Source organism: Mongoliitalea lutea (genome assembly GCF_014652135.1).
Classification (GTDB): Bacteria; Bacteroidota; Bacteroidia; order Cytophagales; family Cyclobacteriaceae; genus Mongoliitalea; species Mongoliitalea lutea.
On the sequence record NZ_BMYF01000019.1, the window covers coordinates 72,780 to 90,147 of the forward strand.

Genomic DNA, 17,368 nt, shown 5'->3' on the forward strand with positions numbered 1-17,368 from the left:
GGAACCATAGACAGGAAAAGTTAAATTGGAGGAATTCCTCAATTTCTTTTGGACCTCCACCTTTTCCACAACTCAACCCAAAAAACAGCCACAAAAGCCGTTATCAAAGCTCTTGTAACCAATGATATATCAATAGATTCAAAGTCGAATAAGCCTTGAATAGATGGAATCGTAAGCGTAGCTATCAGGAACAATATAGAAACACCTAAAATTAAAGGCATCAATTTATTCGGATAGCGAATTGTTTGTAAAACGGAATAATAAAAAGAGCGATTGACCAAGGTCAAAAACACATTGCTGAATACCAAGGTGGAAAAAATGACTGTTCGGACAGTCTCTATACTTTGACCATCTTTCATAAGATTGAATCCTAGTCCTAAAGTGAACACGGTAATCATGAGTCCTTGGATGACACTGATGGAAAGTTCAGCCCATGAAAAAAATGTATCGCTCATTTTTCTGGGAGGCTTATTCATGGAATTAGGTTCGATGGGCTCATTTTCGAATACTATCGAACAGGTAGGCCCCATGATCAATTCCAAGAAAATCACATGTACAGGTGTAAATATCAAGGTATATTCCCAACCCAATACCAATGGTAACAGCACAATCAAAATGATCGGAATATGAATGGAAATGATGTATCGAATAGCTTTTTTGAGGTTTTCGTAGATTTTTCTCCCCAATGCCACAGCTTCCGTCATATGCCCCAAGTCATCGTCCATCAATACAAGGGCGGCTGCACTTTTGGCTACTTCACTTCCCCGCTTACCCATGGCAATCCCGATATGGGCAGCTTTCAAAGCAGGCCCGTCATTGACTCCATCGCCTGTCATAGCCACGACCGCTCCAGTTGCTTTCAAAGCTTCAATTACTTTAAGCTTGGCTTCGGGAAACATTCGAGCAAAAATGCTGGTCTGCTGAACTGCCTTTTTCAGCTGAGTGGAATCTAGCCTGAGCAGTTCTTCTCCCGTTAGGATTTCCCCAGTTGATTTTAAACCGACTTGGGAAGCAATAGCAGCAGCAGTTTGGGCATGATCTCCGGTAATCATCTTGACATCGATTCCAGCTTGATAAAAGCTTTGAAGCGTGTTTTTTATTTCCTTCTTCGGGGGATCATAAAATGCCAACAAACCTAAATACTCAAACTCAAACTCCTGTTGCGTGTTTGGATAGACTTCCATTTGAGGATTGGCTTTTCCAACGGCAAGAACTCTAAATCCTTGATTGGTGAAACTATTAACATGATCCCAAATTACTTTTAACTGCTCCTCGTCCAATTTGCATTGATTTAAGACTCCTTCCACACTGCCTTTGACTGCAAAAATTTTTTCTCCCGATTGCTTCTGAAAAATATGTGTCATTATGGGAGGCTTGCCACCTAGGGGATATTCATGAATCATTTTGGTACCTTTTCTTTCATCACTTGGAGCAAGTTGGGAATAAGTATCATGAATGGCCTTTTCCATCGCATCAAAAGGGAGGATTTCAGAGGCCCACATAGCATATTCCAAGGTACTGTTAAATCGAGGAGTTCCTTGGGTGAAATCCTGGGAGCTGTTTTCACTCAAATCATAAATGGCTCTCAACTCCATCCTATTTTCCGTCAAAGTCCCTGTTTTATCCGTACAAATCACGGAAGCCGCTCCCAAAGTCTCAACCGTGTAAGGACTTCTGGCAATAACCTGATTTTTATACAACCTATAAGCACCCAAGGCCATAAACGTACTAAAAGCGACAGGAATTTCTTCTGGTAGAATGGACATCGCAAGCGTGAGACCGGCCAAGAGGGATTGTAGAATATCATAGGAAGTCAGATAATTGATTCCCCAAACCAATACAAAAGCTATTCCTCCAAAACCAACCATGCGTTTGACAAAGTTTCTGATCTGGAATTGGAGAGGGGTTTTACTTTGGTCAATTTCATGGAGGCTAGAGCCGATTATCCCTAGAGCAGTATTCTTCCCAATTGCCACCACTTCTGCCACACAATTGCCCGAATCAACTAAGGTGCCTTGATAAATCAACGCTGATGAGGAGCTGCTTTCTTTGGTAATTGACAAAGATTCCCCAGTCAGTATACTTTCATTAACCGTAAAATCATGCGCTTCAATTATCTGTGCGTCTGCCGGAATCAAATCCCCATCTTCCACTACAATCAGGTCTTTTATGACTATATCTTCCGTGGGCATGGTTATCAAACTTCCATTCCGATAAACTTTTGCCTTTGGACTTGATAACTTTTTGAGTGCATTGATAGCATTTTTGCTTTTATTTTCTTGAAAAATGGAAATTGCGGAAATCAAACCAATAGCCACCAACATGATAGTTCCTTCGGTAGTCTCTCCCAGGAAAAAGTAGATGGCTGAAGCCACCAACAAAATGACGAATAAAGGCTCCTTAACTATCTCTAACAAAATCCCCCAAATGTGATTTTTAACCTGTTTATCCAGCTCGTTTCGTCCAAAAGCCTTTCGGTTGGATAGTACTTCTTGTTCGGATAGGCCTTGATAGTTCATTGGATCAAGTTACAAAAAAACCCAATTCTTGTACTTAAGAATTGGGTTTTCAATTGTCTTTGATGGACTTATTACTTCAAACGCTTACCAGTTACAGGAAATTGATCAACCAAATAACCTTTGAGCGCATCTGCTCCATTGGCATTTAAATTCATATAGAGGTCATATCCCTCGGCAAAAAATGAGAAGCTGATGCTATCATTTCCCTCGCTGATGGAAGAAAGGGTTGTTTCCTGATCAGTCCCCGCCATCTTAAATTTTCCTTTCAATTTTCCATCCACTTTTTCAATGGTCATGATAACTCGTACATCCCCCTGAGGCGTACCCTCTACTAACAAGTCCCATTCTCCTACAAAATTATCCGAAGATACAGGAATCGACGCCACTGCGACACTCATTACGAGGCACAGCATCGTGAACAAGGAAATTAATTTTTTCATTGGTTTGGCTTTTTTGGTTTGTCGTTAAAAATAGGGATTCTAATCAGAAAAAGCAATAGACGAGTTTTTGAACATCCACTAAAACTTTTACAGAATTTTGAAACATCTTATACACAATTCAGGTATAAAGTTAATGGATAACCAAATCTAAATGTAATATTGTTGCAAAAACAAAAAGTTTTATATTTTTGCATATGATCCAAAGAATCCAACATATGAAGTGCCTGTCAATAGCCATGCTAGGGCTGTGGGGCTTGGTATTTTGGAATAATTTCAACAATAAGCACGTGCACCTGACTGAAAACGGTCATCTTATTGTGCATGCGCACCCATTCCAGAAAGGGGAAAAGGATCATAATCATACAGAAGAAGAGTATATTTTTTGGGATATTATTTCCAATGCTCACTTTCACACCTTTACATCTGAAGTTTTAATTCCTGAAAATCTTCCTCTTTTCTTTGTTGATTTTCAAGAGGTATCCCAACAATTCTTAATTAAAAGCCGTGATAAAAGCCCCTCATCCCTGAGAGGACCACCTGCTATTTTTTCCTAATTCACTTCACTTCCTCATGTATCTACGGCTTTTGCGCCTGCGGTGCTCCTGTGTGTAAACTGGAACATTATGATTATTCTAATGGGGTATTTTATTACAACTGATGAACTCGTCTTCTGTGAAGACAGACTAAGTTCCATTTGTTGAACGTGTAACCAACCAATCTATTCATATGTCTAAGTACATGGTACTAATGACGGCTCTTTACCTTTTCCTAGGTAATGGGGTAGCAATGGCCCAAACCGCCAATTTTACCCTTGATGGAATTGTTTATGACGCCGAAAGTAAAGCACCTTTAGTGGGTGCTATTGTAACTGTCCTGGGAAAGCAAGACCATCGCGCTGCTACTGACCAATTCGGGAAGTTTTCTATTCCTGTATTTACAGCAGGTCCGCAGGAAATACAAATCACATACTTGGGTTTTAAGCCCATAAAGGTGACTATTACTACGGATAAACAAGCAACTATTCAACTCGAGCCAGATGAAAAAAGCTTGGGTACCGTTGAGGTTCGTAGTGAAAGAATCCGATCAGAGGGCACCAAAAGTCTGAGTATAGAAAGCATAGACCGAGAGACCATCAGCCGAAACCAAACAGCCTCATTAGGTACAATCTTGGGAAATATTCAAGGAGTTACCTTTGCCTCCTTTGGCTCCAATATTCAGCTTCCGATTATCCATGGCCTATATGGTAACCGTATTCTTATTCTCAATAATGGTTTCAAACATGGGTTTCAAAATTGGGGCTCAGACCATGCACCTGAGATTGATATTCAGAGTGCTGAATCGATTTCAGTGATTAAGGGGGCTGCAGCTGTTCGTTTCGGTCCTGATGCGCTAGGTGGGGCGGTAGTAACGGAGTCCCATGGTATGCCCTTCAACAGTCGTTTGTCAGGCTCAGCAGTTGCCGGATTTCAGACCAACGGAAGAGGTTTTAATACTGGACTTAACCTTTCTGAAGGCTATGAAAATTTTAGCTGGCACGTTGGAGGTAATTTCAATATCGTAGGAGATAGACATGCACCTGACTACATGCTCACCAATACAGGAGCAAGAGAATACAGCGCCTATGGCGGAGCAAAGTTCAAAATCAGCGAAAATCTGATTGCAAAGGCTAATTACAGCTTTATGCGTCAGAATTTGGGAATCCTCAGAGCTTCAATTGGTAGTAGTGGTGCAGCTTTGATTAGAAATTTTGAAGCCGACAGGCCTGTTATCATCAGGGACTTTTCCTATGATATCAATGAGCCAAATCAGTTTGTGAGCCATCATTTGGCTTCTTTGAAATTGGATTGGAGTATTGATCCGGACAATCATGTGAGTTTTCGCTATGCCTTTCAATCCAATGGTAGGCAGGAATTTGATGTTCGAAGAAATGCGGATTTACCAATTATTGATCTCACACTCACTACTCAGGATATCCAAGCTGATTACAGTCACAAACTTAGCGACCGTATCCAAGGAATTGTGGGAGGTCAAATCCTTATTCAGTCCAACTCCAATAATCCTGGAACCGGGATCACGCCTTTTATCCCAAATTATGAAGGTTTTCGTGTCAGTATGTTTTTGGTAGAAACTCTTCAGCGAGGGAATTCAGAGTGGGAACTTGGACTGCGCTATGATTATGAGCGTAATTCTGTGGCAGGGAGAGAACGAACTCAGGCACCTTTTTCTGATAATTTCTCATTCTCCAATTTCACCGCAGCCCTTGGCTATGTAGCTCAGGTCAATCCATCCACTACATTCCGAAGTAATATTGGTACAGGCTGGAGGCCACCCAACATGGCCGAACTGTATAGCTTTGGGCAGCACGAGGCAAGGCAATTGTTTGGTTTGCTCAGGTATTTTGAAGATGCCGAAGGAAACTTACAAAATGATCGTGTAGTCTCCATGGCTGAAAGTAGTGTAGAGGCAGAACAAAGCTATAAGTGGGTCAATGAATTGGAAATAAGAGGTGAAAAGGGACGTTTTAGCACATCTGTTTATGCCAACTATATTGCAAACTTTATTTTCTGGAGGCCAATAGGGGTAGTTGGTACGCTAAGAGGACCTATGCCCACCTACATTTTTGACCAAGCAAATGCCTTTTTCACAGGTGTTGATTTTACTTATGAATGGCAGCATACTACAAACTGGTCGAGTAAAATTGGGGGTAGCTACATCTGGTCGCAAAATGTGGAGCGAAATGAGCCTCTGATCAACCAACCACCTATCAATATCAATTATGAGCTGGCGTTTGACAAACGCAATCTTGGACCATTTGACCGAGTTCAGATAGCCCTACAACCCATGTATACCTTTAGACAATTTCAAGCACCAAGAGAGGTTTCCATTCGGGATATCATTGAGGGAAATGTAACCATCAACCTTGAATCAGAAATCTTTGATTTCTTGGCTCCGCCTCCCGGATACTTCCTTTTGAACGGTTTTGCAAAGGCTGAAAAAGGAAATCTAGGATTGAGTCTACAAGTGCACAATGCTTTGAATACCCGATACAGGGATTATCTAAATGCTATGCGATTTTTCGCAGACGATTTAGGAAGAAATATACAATTATCTATTCACTATAAATTTTAATTCAAATGAACAAAACAAACAAACTTCGCCAACTATGGATCTTGATCCTATCCATCTTCGTTTTTGCAGCTTGCACAGAAGCAGAAGCACCAGAAGAAGAAAATGAAACAGAAATATTTACCGATATAGAGCTAATCTTCACGGCAGAAGATGGTACGGTGGTACGTGCACTTGCTGAAGATCCCACCGGAGGGCTAGGAATCAATGCTTCTTTCACTGTACAGCCAATAACCTTGAAAGCTAACACCACCTATACCTTGACTTTCGAAATGCTCAACCGCTTGGTCACTCCTGTGGAAGATGTACAACTTGAAATTGCAGAAGAAGATGATGAGCATCAGGTATTCTTTGAGTTTACTACTAATGCGTTCTCCAGCCCAACAGGAAACGGTAATATCCAAAATAGAAATGGAGCTGTCAATTATCTAGACTTTGATAGAAATGGCTTACCGCTTGGACTTCGTACCAGCTGGACTACCGCTGGACCTCGCACCGATGCTACCTTCCGCGTATGGTTGGCTCATCAGCCTGGAGTAAAAACAGCAACTTCTTCTGCTCAAGATGGTGATGTGGATTGGGATATCACTTTTCCTTTGACGATTGTGGAGTAAAAAAAATAAAGAGCCACCCAGAGAATTTAGGGGTGGCTCTTTTCATTTGAAAAAAATTATACTAATGCTTTACTTCACCTGAAATCCAACTCTCATGATGTTGGAAGTATTTGCAGGTGCATCCATCGTCGCAACTGTCGACAAGGTTTTAAGATCTCGTACGTGAATCTTAGTTCTGCTAGGCTCCAAAACGTACAGGAAATTTTCCGAGGCAGTGATTACTGGATTATTTTCATTCATCATTCTGTAGTGCGTTAATTCATCTGCTGTTTTTCGAGCATTTGCTGCGATTTCGTCAGCGACAGTAACCGCCCTACTTGCCAATTCATTACCTGTTTTGGTATCAAACACTCTGATCACATGATCACTAGTTTGAATGATCAGGTGACCGCCATCAGCACTCAAAAAGTAGGTTCTAATTTGATCAGATAGAAAGATTGGTTTAATTGACTCCGCATGTGGGTCTATTTCAAAAACCCCCTGATTTCTTGCATACCCGTAGAACTTTTTAATTTCATCATTGCCTTTGATGGTTCCCATCCAATTTCCAGAAGTAGGTTGTAGAGGGCTTGGATTAGCAATCAACTTGATAGTATTATCCGCTCCAGCTACAATCACACCTTGCGTACCGCCAAAAACTGCGTGGTCTCCATTGGACGCATCTCCATGGATTCCTGTTACAAAAACATTTGGATTTTCAGCTGTTAATTCTCCCGTTAGATTGAGTAGTTTCACCCGTTGTGGTAAAGCACCGGGTGTGCCTTCGTCTTTAAAGGTCACTGCAAACTTATTACCCTTTAACCATGTAGCAGCACCGTGATGAACGCCATTGCCAATATTTGAAATAACTGTAGGTCTAAATGTTGGCGTCTCCATACTCGCTTCTCTTGCATAGGTAATACTCCCATCCCCATCATTGAAAATAACGATGTTACCTTGAGTAGCAGAAAAATGTGTAGGAAGGGGTGCTTCTGCCGTAGCACTCAACCATCTCATTGCATATTCATGACCATGATCAAGATGGTTTTCTATTCCTGTGTCAAAAAATCTTACGATTCCATCATTTCTCTCGATTGATACAATATATCTACCAGAACTGGATAAATAATTTGCACTCGCTTGATGGAAACTAGCCAAAGAGGGAGTTTTAATGTTTGCAGTAAGTGGATGCATCAATGAAAAATTGGATGATTGGTCCCAAACACCCAATCTAATCCACTCACTTTCTTGTTCTTCAAAAGAAGGTACCTCTACTATTGGGTCCTCTTTTTCTTGACAAGAAAAAAATAAAGCAACTAATAATGCTGCAGAAAATAAACTAAGTTTTCTCATAGACTTTTACGATTTTTTTGCGCAAAGGTAAAAACAATTTAAATTAATGCAACATAGTTGCATAAATAAACCACGCTGAGTATCTTGCCTGCGTTATGAAAAAGAAAATAAAAACTTACTTATTAACAGGTTTTTTAGGAGCTGGAAAAACAACATTTCTCAATCACTTATTAGGGTTAAAAGTATCTGAAACAAACTATGTCATTGAAAATGAGTTTGGAAAAAATTCTATAGACAGTACACTTGTTACAAAAAACTATAATCAGCTTTTTGAGCTCAATAATGGTTGCATTTGTTGTTCTTTGGATAGTGAGTTGATTGAAGTATTGGCACAACTTGTACGATTAGATTCCCAACCAGACAACCTGTTTATTGAAGCTTCCGGTGTTGCAGACGCAGGGATACTTGCGTCAATATTTCAGCGCGATGATGTCAAAAAGTATTTTGAATTAAGGCAAGTCATCTGTATTGTCGATGCAGAAAACTTTGAAGATCGCTTAGAGGAAGTGTCTGAGCCTTACAGGCAATTGGTAGCATCTTCTACCCTTGTCATTTCCAAAATTGATTTAATACAACCTTCCTACGAAGAGCATCTGAGAGAGCTTTTACAAAAAATCAATCCCTTAGCGTCAATTTGTTCAAATCAGGAATTAGATGCCTATAATTTTTTTAAAAACAATTATTCGGACTTTACTCCTACAAACGGACTGGCACATTCAATGGTGGAAGGCCCGCACAGAATGAAAAGTATTGCAATCGAAACAAACGAAGTGTTTGATCGGGAAAAATTATATGCAACCTTATCCATGACGCTTTACCTTTCCTATCATCAGGTGTATAGAGTCAAAGGATTTGTAAAGGTAGCTGGAGAAGATCATCCTATCCTAGTGCAATCCACCGGAAACACCGTGAGTTTCTCCAAAACTGACGCTCCAAAAAAGAGCCCAAACGTACTGGTTTTTATAGGAAAAGGGATCGAACGAAAAGGTTTAGAAAGGATTCTTGCTAAAACTATTGCGAATAAAGCTCAGGTGACAGCATAAGCTTAAAAAAACAACTATGAAAAGTGAGACTCTAACAATCCAACTAATGTTTCGATGGGTCTTTATAATACCCATTAAACTGTATCAATGGCTGATTAGCCCTTTGTTCCCAGCTTCTTGTAGGCATCAACCTACTTGTTCTCAATACATGATACAAGCAATCCAAGAACATGGTGCTTGGGTAGGGCTATGGTTTGGAGTCAAAAGATTATCCAAGTGTCATCCTTGGGGAACTTTCGGATATGATCCAGTACCCAAAAAATGTAAATGCGATGGAAAGACTAAATGAAATCCTTAAAAGTCATGGAATAAAGCCCAATACCAATCGAAGCTTGGTGATCAAGTGCTTTATAGATGACCATAGAGCCCATTCGCTCTGCACACTCCATGAAATACTCAAGGGTCAAATGGACAGGACTACTGTTTACCGTAATTTGATTTTATTTACTGACAAGGGGATCCTTAAGAAAATCCCATGTTCGGACGGCAACTTTCTTTTTGCTTTAATAACAACCAAAGAATCTAACTGTAATAGTCCAAGTTTTAGATGCAAGTGTTGCCAAAAAGTTGAGGAGCTACCAGAATTACCACAAGGATATTTAGACCAGATAGATAATAAATACTACTTTTTAGAATCTATAGCCCTAGAAGGATATTGTAAAGACTGCAAGTAACTGATGATTTACTTTTCTAAAAACTGAAGTTTCATTTCATCGAAATCTAAGCTTCTATAGAAACAAGCCTTTCTATTATTTCCTTCTTTGTTGAACGTATGACAAACACCACCACCGAGTATAGTCACCTGATAAACCAAAGCATCCTGATCACAGTCAATTAAGATTTTTTCAACTCTCAATTGGTTCCCGGAAGACTCCCCTTTTACCCAGAGCTTTTTTCTTGAAGTGCTATAAAAGGCAGCTATTCTGAATTTAACTGAATATTCTAAGGCTTCCTGATTGACCGATGCTAGCATCAAAATCTGTCCAGTACTGTACTCTTGCACAGCTACAGGTAATATCCCCCCTCTTTTTTGAAATTGTAGGACTAGTTCTGAGGTTTCTTCAATGTTCATTATTATCTATTAAATGGAGCAGGGCTAATCCAGTGAAACTTTCTATTTACTAATAAAAGGCTATCTATCGGAATTTTTTCTAATTCTAGACGTAAGCTGTCTTGCTTAAAGATCCCCTTGAGCAAAAGCTTTCCATTTTTATCAACATGATACAACATATCCAAACTATTGGTACTGTCTGAAGGTAGCAAAGCTGATAAGGCTTGGTTCTCTTGATCGAAACTTGCCGAATACCTGACCTTCTTATCATCTCCAAAAATAATGGTCAATCGCTCCGGCCTTTGGTTATCAAAAATCATCATTTTCATGGGGAGTTTACTGGAAATCATCGTTGATGAATCCGAGTCTATATAAATTTGCTTCACTTCATATATCCCTGCTAATGGTGCAGAAAAACCCCTTTCCTTAATACTGTTGAAGTAATCCAAATTACCTGATACAGTAGTAAAACCGAAGTAAAGCAAAAAAACAGCTTTAAATACCTGACTTCCAATAAATGTCTTTCTTTGTTTGAAAAGAGGAGGTAGAATGACCGGCTCACTGGTTTTCCTTAAGAAAAAAAGAGCTAGTAGGTTTTTCTTAAACAACATTGCTAATCCTATGGAAAATATCAAGTAATGTGTGGAAGCCAATTTGACAGGAACATCAAAGGCATAATTCATGGCGACCACATTAGTCATCACTGTAATCATCACTAGGGCACCCAGTAATACTGTCCTTCTGAATAGTAAAAAAACAGCAGCCAAAACCTCCATAATGCCACCAAAAATCTGATAAGGGGTAGAGAAACCCATTAAAGTCCAAAGCAGGTTCATGGGTGAACTTTCTCCATAGGTCTTCATTAGTTGAGTGTAGGAGGGTTCGATAAATTGGGTGGGAATTACTTTGGCCATACCATAAGAAAAAAGGATCAATGCCACATAATACCTTACATAAGTAATCAAGAAGTTATTGAGAAAAACATAGGATGGCCTTCTTCTATCCAAAGCAGACCAAACCAAAGTCACCAATATCGCCAACATGGACTTGGTTGCCCACAGCAACCAATAAATCAAGGTATCCCCGCTACCTGTTTCTGATGCAGGGATTTCTTCCATAATTCCAAAAACATGATATCCAATCCAAATTGCCAGATCTTGTAGCTGACTGCCAATAGGATGAATTAGTGTATGCCCATAAGGAAAAAAGTATATTGGAAAGCCAAAGCAATACAACATTACATAAGTAAATACCAAGCGGAACAAAATCTTCCTAGTCCCAGTCCACGGTTTATCTGAAATATCACTCATAAGGCAAGTAATTTCCCATTTCTAAATCAGTACATATATCATTTAGGCCTAAAAATCATAATTTTTGACGCATCACAGACCAAATAAGGCCCCCCAATCAAATCCAGGCAATAGGGAATAGAAGGGAAAACAGCCTCCAAACACTGCCGAATCGCCGAAGGCTTACCCGGTAAATTTACAATCAGGCTTTGGTTATAAATCCCTGCTGTCTGTCGTGATAAAATCGCTGTCGGTACATATTGCAAACTCACTTGCCTCATCAGTTCCCCAAATCCCGGTAATAGTTTATCACAGATCTCTTCTGTGGCCTCAGGAGTCACATCTCTTGGAGCAGGACCCGTTCCACCTGTGGTGACGATCAAGGCACATTGCTCTTCGGCCATAGATCTCAAGGTTGATACTATATGTTCCTTTTCATCTGGTATCACCCGGTAAATCGGCTCCCAAGGATTTTGAAGAACCTCTTCGAAAAAGGCCATAATTTCTTTGCCTGAAATATCCTCATAAATATTGGCTGCAGCCCTATCAGAACATGTAAGCACACCAATCTTGATTTTATCCATAGCTTTGATCACAAATTTTAAGTATTAGAAAACTTTAAAGTCACTCAAAGCCACATTCGTATAGAATTGTTTTAAAGGATTCAATGTAGCTAGTTCCAATACTTGAAATTGGTTATAGCCCAGTGATGCAACAAACAAGAAATTTTCATGAATGGCCATTTTAAAACCCTTTGGGGTTTCAGGTTGATTCGGAATAGATATCTCCGCCTGTAAATTCAAAGACTCATTATCCAACACAGCCAAACGGTTATCTTTCAGCATAACTGCTGTAAATCTTCCATCCTTACTAATTTGATAATCTACAATTTGATCCGAGGAGTAGAGAATTTGAATCGTCTTAGCCTTAAGATCCAGTTTAAACAGCCCATGATTTCTTGAGCTTCCCACAAAGGTATCAGCTGCTCCTTTGATCGTTCCGATCCAATTGCCAGAACTATTTTCTAACGGTTGAGGATAAGCCAACAGTCCATAACTTTGATCATTTTTTATCCATAAGATCCCATCTGTGCTTCCAAATACTGCATAGACACCGTTGGATTGAGCCCCATGAATTCCATCAAGGGATACATCATCAGTAGTTAGAAGGATTTGTTGGCTTTTGATATCCACCAATGCTACTCTTTTTGGTAGAGCTCCTTCTTCATCCTCAGACTTCACCGTCATAGCTACGGCGTCATTGTTGAGGTATAAGGCAGCACCGTGATGCGCAACACTTTCCTCCAACTCAAGGATACCCAAAGTAAAACCCTCAATGCTTGATTGGTCTGCTTTGACATAGATAACGCTTCCATCACCGTCATTGAAAATCAGGGAATGGTTATTTACACCGGTCCAATGCGTGGGTTGTGGCCTTGCAATATGCTTAGGAAGCCATTTACCAAAACGAGACAGTTCCATTATGTTGATATGCCCTTCGGTTCTTTCCATAGAAAATAGTAACCGACCATCTTCGCTAAGATATATACTGGCTGTACCTTCTTTTTTAGTAGCATCCTTGACAACTATCAAATCATCCTGAAAAGAAGCTAGGTACATAGAATCTGATTCCGATACGAATAGAAAGTTGGTGTCAGGATTAATAGTCAAAACTTCTTGCTGCTCCTTTGGACCACAGTAAATCATTGATAGCAACATCACAAGAAATAGAGAATAATTTTTCATGGAATAAATTTTAATGCAATATAGTTGCATTAAACCTTTCCTACAACCTAGTATTATTCAATATGCAAAAAATCGATTCGATTTCTTGAATATATATGCTTCAAAAGTTTAAATACTCCGAGAAATAGTTAAATGTTGATTATCTCGAAGGCCTCCAATAACAAAAGTGTCTGCCCAATCAGATCCTGAAACTGATCCTAATCTATAAAAAGTAGATTCTATTTACTGCAAAAAATAAAACCATGGCCTTTTACAGCCACGATGAAATCTAAAATTAAGCTTTAGCAAACTGATTGCATCCAAAACTTGCTCCAGTAATAAATTCAATTGCCTTGGTATTGGAAGCCAATGGCTTACCATCATTCAGAACTGGGATAATAAAGTCTGGATCCATTTCTGACTCAAGATGGCTAAGCTTATTGCACTCGCCATAATTTTCTCTCTTGGCTACCACGGGTGCATTTGGCGCCCAGTGATTGCAGTTTGAACAAGTATTTTCCATGATTTTTTTGTTTTTGGTTGCTACTACAAATACACAAAAAGAACCCTTAAGGTTTTGAATTTCAATAATTTGAAATCAAACTAAATAAAGGTGACTAATTGCTGAATTTGAAATACAAACTAGCCCTTTGAAAAAATCAAGTTTACTCCAGTCAATCGCTTACCAACCAAAATACCCTTTCGGAACAATCCCATTCATTCGGAGATATACCAATGAGTATCCTCTGTGATGATTATTATGATTCTCTACTATATTGAAAAGCCTCCAAGTAGGAATAGCTTCCTTTCCGAACTCAATCTCTTTTTCTAAGTCTTCGGAACTCATTGCTTCCAATGTTTGGATCATAAAGGCATACATGCGGTCCACTTCCACTCTGGTTTCCTCTTTGTTCAAATCGCGGTCTCTTTTGAAATCTTTAAATGGATTTTCAAGGTTGAGCCGGTTGGCCAGTTGATTGGAGGTGAAAATGGCATTGTGAACATAATGTTCAGAAAATGTCATTAGCTCAGGAGTTGGTTTATAGCTATAGAGGCTGTCAGGCATTTGGTCTAAAATCGCATAGGTGTATGCCTTAGATTTTTCTAATGATTGCAATATTGCCGTTGCATGATCAAATGTGAAGGATTTTTCCTCCACTATAGAAGAAGTGCAGCTCACCATAAAGCAAGCTAGGCTAAGAATAGAAAGAATTGTTTTCATAAATCGCTTAGATAAATTAGATGAAAAGAAAAGACAGTCATCAACTGCCTTTTCTAGGGAACGTAGGTCAGGAGTGATCGCTGTGATAAGTCCATTAGTCTGGTTGAAAAGAAAAAACATTTTTCTCCTTCTTCTTTCCAATAAATTTCACCACCGTCAGTGAAAACCTATTCTGCGCTTGAATACTCACGTGAGTATCGCTGTTGAAATCCTGACTGATGGGCACTTGGTAGTTGGTATGTAGCATCCAGGTTTTAAACTGGGCTTGCGCCCCAACTTGGGCCATACTTAATCGTCCACCGCTATTGGCCTGCAAAAAGCCCTCATGGGTATGTTGCCCCCCAAACTCATGGTACACTCCTATCAAAGGAAAAAGCTGTGTTCCGCCAATGAATGTTTTGTAAAACACATTTACCTGTGCATTATATTGATTACCAAAGCGATAATCTTGTGAATTGATCGTATTGAATTTATACACAGCCTCCACATTTAATCCGAACCGGTTACGCATGCTGGTATAGTTGAGCATGCCCAAATAGTCCCAGGATCCACTTCCCAATTGAAAATTTGGATTGATCAAATTTTCTGTTCTTGAAAACTGAAAGTCAGCCAAAGGCGCTTTTATACCCGCTCCAACCCAAAGATTGTGGAGCCATTTTTCCATAGGATTTCCCTTTTGATCCAATAGTTTATAGTTAAGCATCAGCATAGGATCACTAAGGCCACTCAATTGTTCTGACTCGTGGCTACCATTCATGGTATTGTACATGTAGGGAAGTACGAGGTTAAGCTGTAATTTTTCATTCAAAGCCACTCTTGCCATCACATCTATCCGCTGATAGGTATCATTTGAATACTCCAATACTCCACCGTGTCTAGAGTTAGCGTAGAATTGGGCTATGGCATAACGTACACCCACAAAATGTGCTTCATTTTGCGGAATCACACCAAAATTGAATCCCCCCAAAGCACAACCGCAAGCATCACAAGCCCGAGCTTGTGCATGAAACATTCCAAAGGCCAGTAGTATAAGTGCTATTTTAATTGTTTTAGTCATTGGTATTGAAGAATATAGGGTTTGAAAGAAACCCAGGGTCAGTCAAGGTTTTTAGAAAGGCTATGATTTTCTCTTTTTCATCTGAAGAGAGGACTATTACCGGTTTTCCATTAGCAAATACTTTCGGATCGATGGTCACTTGTTCGGTAACTCCATCTGTATAGTGATCCAAAACCTGTCTCAAGGTTTCAAATCGAGCATTGTGCATATATGGGCTGGTCACTTCAATGTTTCTAAGGGAAGGAACTTTAAACTTCCCCCGATCTTGCATGCGCTCGGTTACGATCTCTCTTCCAAAATCTGTGATGGTACGCTGAGCGCCATTGTTTCGATAACTTAAATCTGTAAACAAGGGCTCTTGATGACAGCTTTCACAATGTTGCCTGAAAAGCTTTAGTCCATCAAGCTCTAAGGATGTGAGAGCTTTGGAATCGCCTTTGATATAACGATCGTACTTAGAATCAGCAGACACCATCAACAGCATAAACTGGCTCAAAGCATGCAGTACAAATGGTCCTGTAACTTCATCCACATCAAATGCCTCCTTGAATAATCTTGGGTATTCGGGATGTCTTTGGATTCGAGCCACGACTTCAGGAAACTCAATATCCATTTCCACCTCATTCTCAAATGCGAGAATTGGTGTAAAATCAAGATGAGTTACTCCTCCGTCCCAAAAAAACTCCTTATGAAAAGCTAGGTTTAATAAAGGAGGAGCATTGCGCTTTCCTTCTCTTCCATCAACTCCTATACTCATAGGATGCAGCCAGGTGTCTGCAAATGCATGACTCTGTAAATGACAAGAAGAACAGGATACCGATCCATCACGCGAAAGCGTAGGGTCGTTGAACAATCTTCTCCCTAGTTTGAAGCCTTTTTCATGTACTTGATTATTTCTAAAGGTATATGTGGGTTCAGGAAAATGACTTGGTTTTTCAAACTGATACCTATCCAAAACAGGAGCCTCTGGTGCTTGAGAGCAACCAATTATCAACAAAATGAAGAAAAGGGAGGTGGACCATAAGATCCAACCTCCTTTTTTATTCTTAATTTCTATCATTTCATTGATGCGTATGGTCCACAACAAAAGCATCTGAAAGACGCTGAGCAAATGGACGACCTTCCAAAGGTGTGTGAATGTTATTGTCAATTGCAAAATTGGCTTGACCTATCACTTGCAATGCGTCCATATGAATGTGTGGGGAAGGACGCATAGTCTTATTGACACGAACGGTAGCGTCAAATGGCAAACTGATTGTTACATTGTTGTCAAAGAAACGCTGGGGTGTTCCATCAGTTGGAGAAATATTTTTCCAACCTCCTAGATGTAGGCGAATTCTATTGCGAAGCTCTCCCTGAACTCTTTCAGAAGCTGGAGAATGACCTTCAAACATGTAGTGGATAAATCCTGAATTCCAGTTCCAAAACCATCCACCAGCCGCTCGGTCAAGTATACCTGCAACAGCCCCTTCTACAATACCATCTTCTTTTACACCAAGATTGAAGGATATTTTATTGTACTGACCCGCTGGGATATCTTTCAAGCGGATTTCAAAAGTACTAGGGTCTGACTGATCAACTCGATAGTACCCTTTGATTTCAGCAGCTGAAGCCAACATGGGGTCAACAAAGACCTCACCATTTGGACCTTCCAATTTGATATGGCTGATGTAATAGCCAAACCTTGTGATATTGAATTCCTGACCATTTGGAAGCGTGTATCTGTAATTGGTGCTACCGGTAGGATCAAGAACCAATGGGCGGTTGCCGACATAATTATCAAATTTCACAATCATTTCGCCGGTTTCATTGAGATCAGGATTTTCTGATTCCTGACAAGACCATAACGAAACTGATAGAAGAAGAGCACTTATGATATATTGTAATGATTTAAACTTTTTCATTTTTGACAACTGATTTTTGCAAGGCATCTAATTAGTGCCTCATTAAT

18 protein-coding genes are annotated in these 17,368 nt (G+C 39.8%); 6 read left to right on the top strand and 12 right to left on the bottom strand.

Annotation, left to right across the window (positions count from 1 at the left end; translation table 11 throughout):
- Positions 1-38 precede the first annotated feature (38 nt).
- Both IE080_RS14765 and IE080_RS14770 read right to left on the bottom strand, forming a co-directional pair.
- A complete protein-coding gene (locus IE080_RS14765) occupies positions 39-2,519 on the bottom strand; it encodes a cation-translocating P-type ATPase (protein WP_189584232.1) in 2,481 nt (826 codons plus the stop codon).
- Between the two features lie 71 nt (positions 2,520-2,590).
- Complete coding sequence (locus tag IE080_RS14770) at positions 2,591-2,959, bottom strand: hypothetical protein (RefSeq protein WP_189584235.1); 369 nt, start codon at positions 2,957-2,959, stop codon at positions 2,591-2,593.
- Positions 2,960-3,174: 215 nt separating this feature from the next.
- Here IE080_RS14770 and IE080_RS14775 point away from each other — a divergent pair, with 215 nt between their 5' ends.
- The 3 genes from IE080_RS14775 to IE080_RS14785 all read left to right on the top strand — a co-directional run bounded on the left by IE080_RS14775 (position 3,175) and on the right by IE080_RS14785 (position 6,699).
- Positions 3,175-3,513, top strand: a complete 339-nt coding sequence (locus IE080_RS14775) for a DUF8478 family putative metalloprotein (protein ID WP_189584239.1) — start codon at positions 3,175-3,177, stop codon at positions 3,511-3,513.
- A gap of 172 nt (positions 3,514-3,685) precedes the next feature.
- Entirely contained in the window at positions 3,686-6,088 is a 2,403-nt protein-coding gene (locus IE080_RS14780; protein ID WP_229800663.1) for a TonB-dependent receptor, read from the top strand.
- A gap of 5 nt (positions 6,089-6,093) precedes the next feature.
- Positions 6,094-6,699 carry a hypothetical protein gene (locus tag IE080_RS14785; protein WP_189584242.1) on the top strand — a complete coding sequence of 202 codons (606 nt, stop codon included), beginning with the start codon at positions 6,094-6,096 and terminating at the stop codon, positions 6,697-6,699.
- A gap of 69 nt (positions 6,700-6,768) precedes the next feature.
- On the opposite strand, the gene IE080_RS14790 is transcribed toward IE080_RS14785, so the two are convergent.
- Positions 6,769-8,031: a WD40 repeat domain-containing protein gene (locus IE080_RS14790; protein ID WP_189584245.1), complete on the bottom strand. Its 1,263-nt coding sequence runs from the start codon at positions 8,029-8,031 to the stop codon at positions 6,769-6,771.
- A 95-nt stretch (positions 8,032-8,126) separates the two neighbouring features.
- On the opposite strand from IE080_RS14790, the gene IE080_RS14795 reads away from it, so the two are divergent.
- Genes IE080_RS14795 through IE080_RS19750 form a run of 3 tightly spaced genes read left to right on the top strand, consistent with a single transcriptional unit; the run spans position 8,127 to position 9,748 of the window.
- On the top strand, positions 8,127-9,074 hold the full coding sequence (locus IE080_RS14795; RefSeq protein ID WP_189584249.1) for a CobW family GTP-binding protein: 948 nt from the start codon (positions 8,127-8,129) through the stop codon (positions 9,072-9,074).
- Positions 9,075-9,120: 46 nt separating this feature from the next.
- A complete protein-coding gene (yidD, locus tag IE080_RS14800) occupies positions 9,121-9,363 on the top strand; it encodes a membrane protein insertion efficiency factor YidD (protein WP_229800668.1) in 243 nt (80 codons plus the stop codon).
- A complete protein-coding gene (locus tag IE080_RS19750) occupies positions 9,347-9,748 on the top strand; it encodes a Fur family transcriptional regulator (RefSeq protein WP_189584254.1) in 402 nt (133 codons plus the stop codon). The genes yidD and IE080_RS19750 overlap by 17 nt, the downstream gene beginning before the upstream one ends.
- A gap of 8 nt (positions 9,749-9,756) precedes the next feature.
- On the opposite strand, the gene IE080_RS14810 is transcribed toward IE080_RS19750, so the two are convergent.
- The 9 genes from IE080_RS14810 to IE080_RS14850 all read right to left on the bottom strand — a co-directional run bounded on the left by IE080_RS14810 (position 9,757) and on the right by IE080_RS14850 (position 17,321).
- A complete protein-coding gene (locus tag IE080_RS14810) occupies positions 9,757-10,146 on the bottom strand; it encodes a phosphoribosyl-AMP cyclohydrolase (RefSeq protein WP_189584256.1) in 390 nt (129 codons plus the stop codon).
- Positions 10,147-10,148: 2 nt separating this feature from the next.
- Complete coding sequence (locus IE080_RS14815) at positions 10,149-11,435, bottom strand: hypothetical protein (RefSeq protein WP_189584260.1); 1,287 nt, start codon at positions 11,433-11,435, stop codon at positions 10,149-10,151.
- 38 nt (positions 11,436-11,473) lie between these two features.
- Positions 11,474-11,998 (bottom strand): molybdopterin adenylyltransferase, encoded by a 525-nt coding sequence (gene mog, locus IE080_RS14820; RefSeq protein WP_189584263.1) that lies wholly within the window; start codon positions 11,996-11,998, stop codon positions 11,474-11,476.
- 24 nt (positions 11,999-12,022) lie between these two features.
- Positions 12,023-13,159 (bottom strand): YncE family protein, encoded by a 1,137-nt coding sequence (locus tag IE080_RS14825; RefSeq protein WP_189584267.1) that lies wholly within the window; start codon positions 13,157-13,159, stop codon positions 12,023-12,025.
- Between the two features lie 274 nt (positions 13,160-13,433).
- Positions 13,434-13,661, bottom strand: coding sequence for a hypothetical protein (locus IE080_RS14830; RefSeq protein WP_189584270.1), 228 nt, complete (start codon positions 13,659-13,661; stop codon positions 13,434-13,436).
- Between the two features lie 159 nt (positions 13,662-13,820).
- Positions 13,821-14,360 (bottom strand): DinB family protein, encoded by a 540-nt coding sequence (locus IE080_RS14835; RefSeq protein ID WP_189584273.1) that lies wholly within the window; start codon positions 14,358-14,360, stop codon positions 13,821-13,823.
- Positions 14,361-14,454: 94 nt separating this feature from the next.
- Positions 14,455-15,417, bottom strand: a complete 963-nt coding sequence (locus IE080_RS14840; RefSeq protein WP_229800665.1) for a hypothetical protein — start codon at positions 15,415-15,417, stop codon at positions 14,455-14,457.
- Positions 15,410-16,477 (bottom strand): cytochrome-c peroxidase, encoded by a 1,068-nt coding sequence (locus IE080_RS14845; protein WP_189584276.1) that lies wholly within the window; start codon positions 16,475-16,477, stop codon positions 15,410-15,412. The genes IE080_RS14840 and IE080_RS14845 overlap by 8 nt, the downstream gene beginning before the upstream one ends.
- Position 16,478: 1 nt before the next feature.
- Positions 16,479-17,321 carry an MbnP family protein gene (locus IE080_RS14850; protein WP_189584279.1) on the bottom strand — a complete coding sequence of 281 codons (843 nt, stop codon included), beginning with the start codon at positions 17,319-17,321 and terminating at the stop codon, positions 16,479-16,481.
- Positions 17,322-17,368: the final 47 nt, after the last annotated feature.

Excerpts from the sequence above, each read along its gene's own strand:
- IE080_RS19750 (WP_189584254.1), top strand. The coding sequence starts at position 9,347 with ATGGAAAGACTAAATGAAATCCTTAAAAGTCATGGAATAAAGCCCAAT.
- mog (WP_189584263.1), bottom strand. The coding sequence starts at position 11,998 with ATGGATAAAATCAAGATTGGTGTGCTTACATGTTCTGATAGGGCTGCA.
- yidD (WP_229800668.1), top strand. The coding sequence starts at position 9,121 with ATGTTTCGATGGGTCTTTATAATACCCATTAAACTGTATCAATGGCTG.
- IE080_RS14775 (WP_189584239.1), top strand. The coding sequence starts at position 3,175 with ATGAAGTGCCTGTCAATAGCCATGCTAGGGCTGTGGGGCTTGGTATTT.
- IE080_RS14790 (WP_189584245.1), bottom strand. The coding sequence starts at position 8,031 with ATGAGAAAACTTAGTTTATTTTCTGCAGCATTATTAGTTGCTTTATTT.
- IE080_RS14825 (WP_189584267.1), bottom strand. The coding sequence starts at position 13,159 with ATGAAAAATTATTCTCTATTTCTTGTGATGTTGCTATCAATGATTTAC.
- IE080_RS14845 (WP_189584276.1), bottom strand. The coding sequence starts at position 16,477 with ATGATAGAAATTAAGAATAAAAAAGGAGGTTGGATCTTATGGTCCACC.
- IE080_RS14840 (WP_229800665.1), bottom strand. The coding sequence starts at position 15,417 with ATGACTAAAACAATTAAAATAGCACTTATACTACTGGCCTTTGGAATG.
- IE080_RS14835 (WP_189584273.1), bottom strand. The coding sequence starts at position 14,360 with ATGAAAACAATTCTTTCTATTCTTAGCCTAGCTTGCTTTATGGTGAGC.
- IE080_RS14810 (WP_189584256.1), bottom strand. The coding sequence starts at position 10,146 with ATGAACATTGAAGAAACCTCAGAACTAGTCCTACAATTTCAAAAAAGA.
- IE080_RS14780 (WP_229800663.1), top strand. The coding sequence starts at position 3,686 with ATGTCTAAGTACATGGTACTAATGACGGCTCTTTACCTTTTCCTAGGT.
- IE080_RS14850 (WP_189584279.1), bottom strand. The coding sequence starts at position 17,321 with ATGAAAAAGTTTAAATCATTACAATATATCATAAGTGCTCTTCTTCTA.
- IE080_RS14815 (WP_189584260.1), bottom strand. The coding sequence starts at position 11,435 with ATGAGTGATATTTCAGATAAACCGTGGACTGGGACTAGGAAGATTTTG.
- IE080_RS14770 (WP_189584235.1), bottom strand. The coding sequence starts at position 2,959 with ATGAAAAAATTAATTTCCTTGTTCACGATGCTGTGCCTCGTAATGAGT.
- IE080_RS14785 (WP_189584242.1), top strand. The coding sequence starts at position 6,094 with ATGAACAAAACAAACAAACTTCGCCAACTATGGATCTTGATCCTATCC.
- IE080_RS14795 (WP_189584249.1), top strand. The coding sequence starts at position 8,127 with ATGAAAAAGAAAATAAAAACTTACTTATTAACAGGTTTTTTAGGAGCT.
- IE080_RS14830 (WP_189584270.1), bottom strand. The coding sequence starts at position 13,661 with ATGGAAAATACTTGTTCAAACTGCAATCACTGGGCGCCAAATGCACCC.
- IE080_RS14765 (WP_189584232.1), bottom strand. The coding sequence starts at position 2,519 with ATGAACTATCAAGGCCTATCCGAACAAGAAGTACTATCCAACCGAAAG.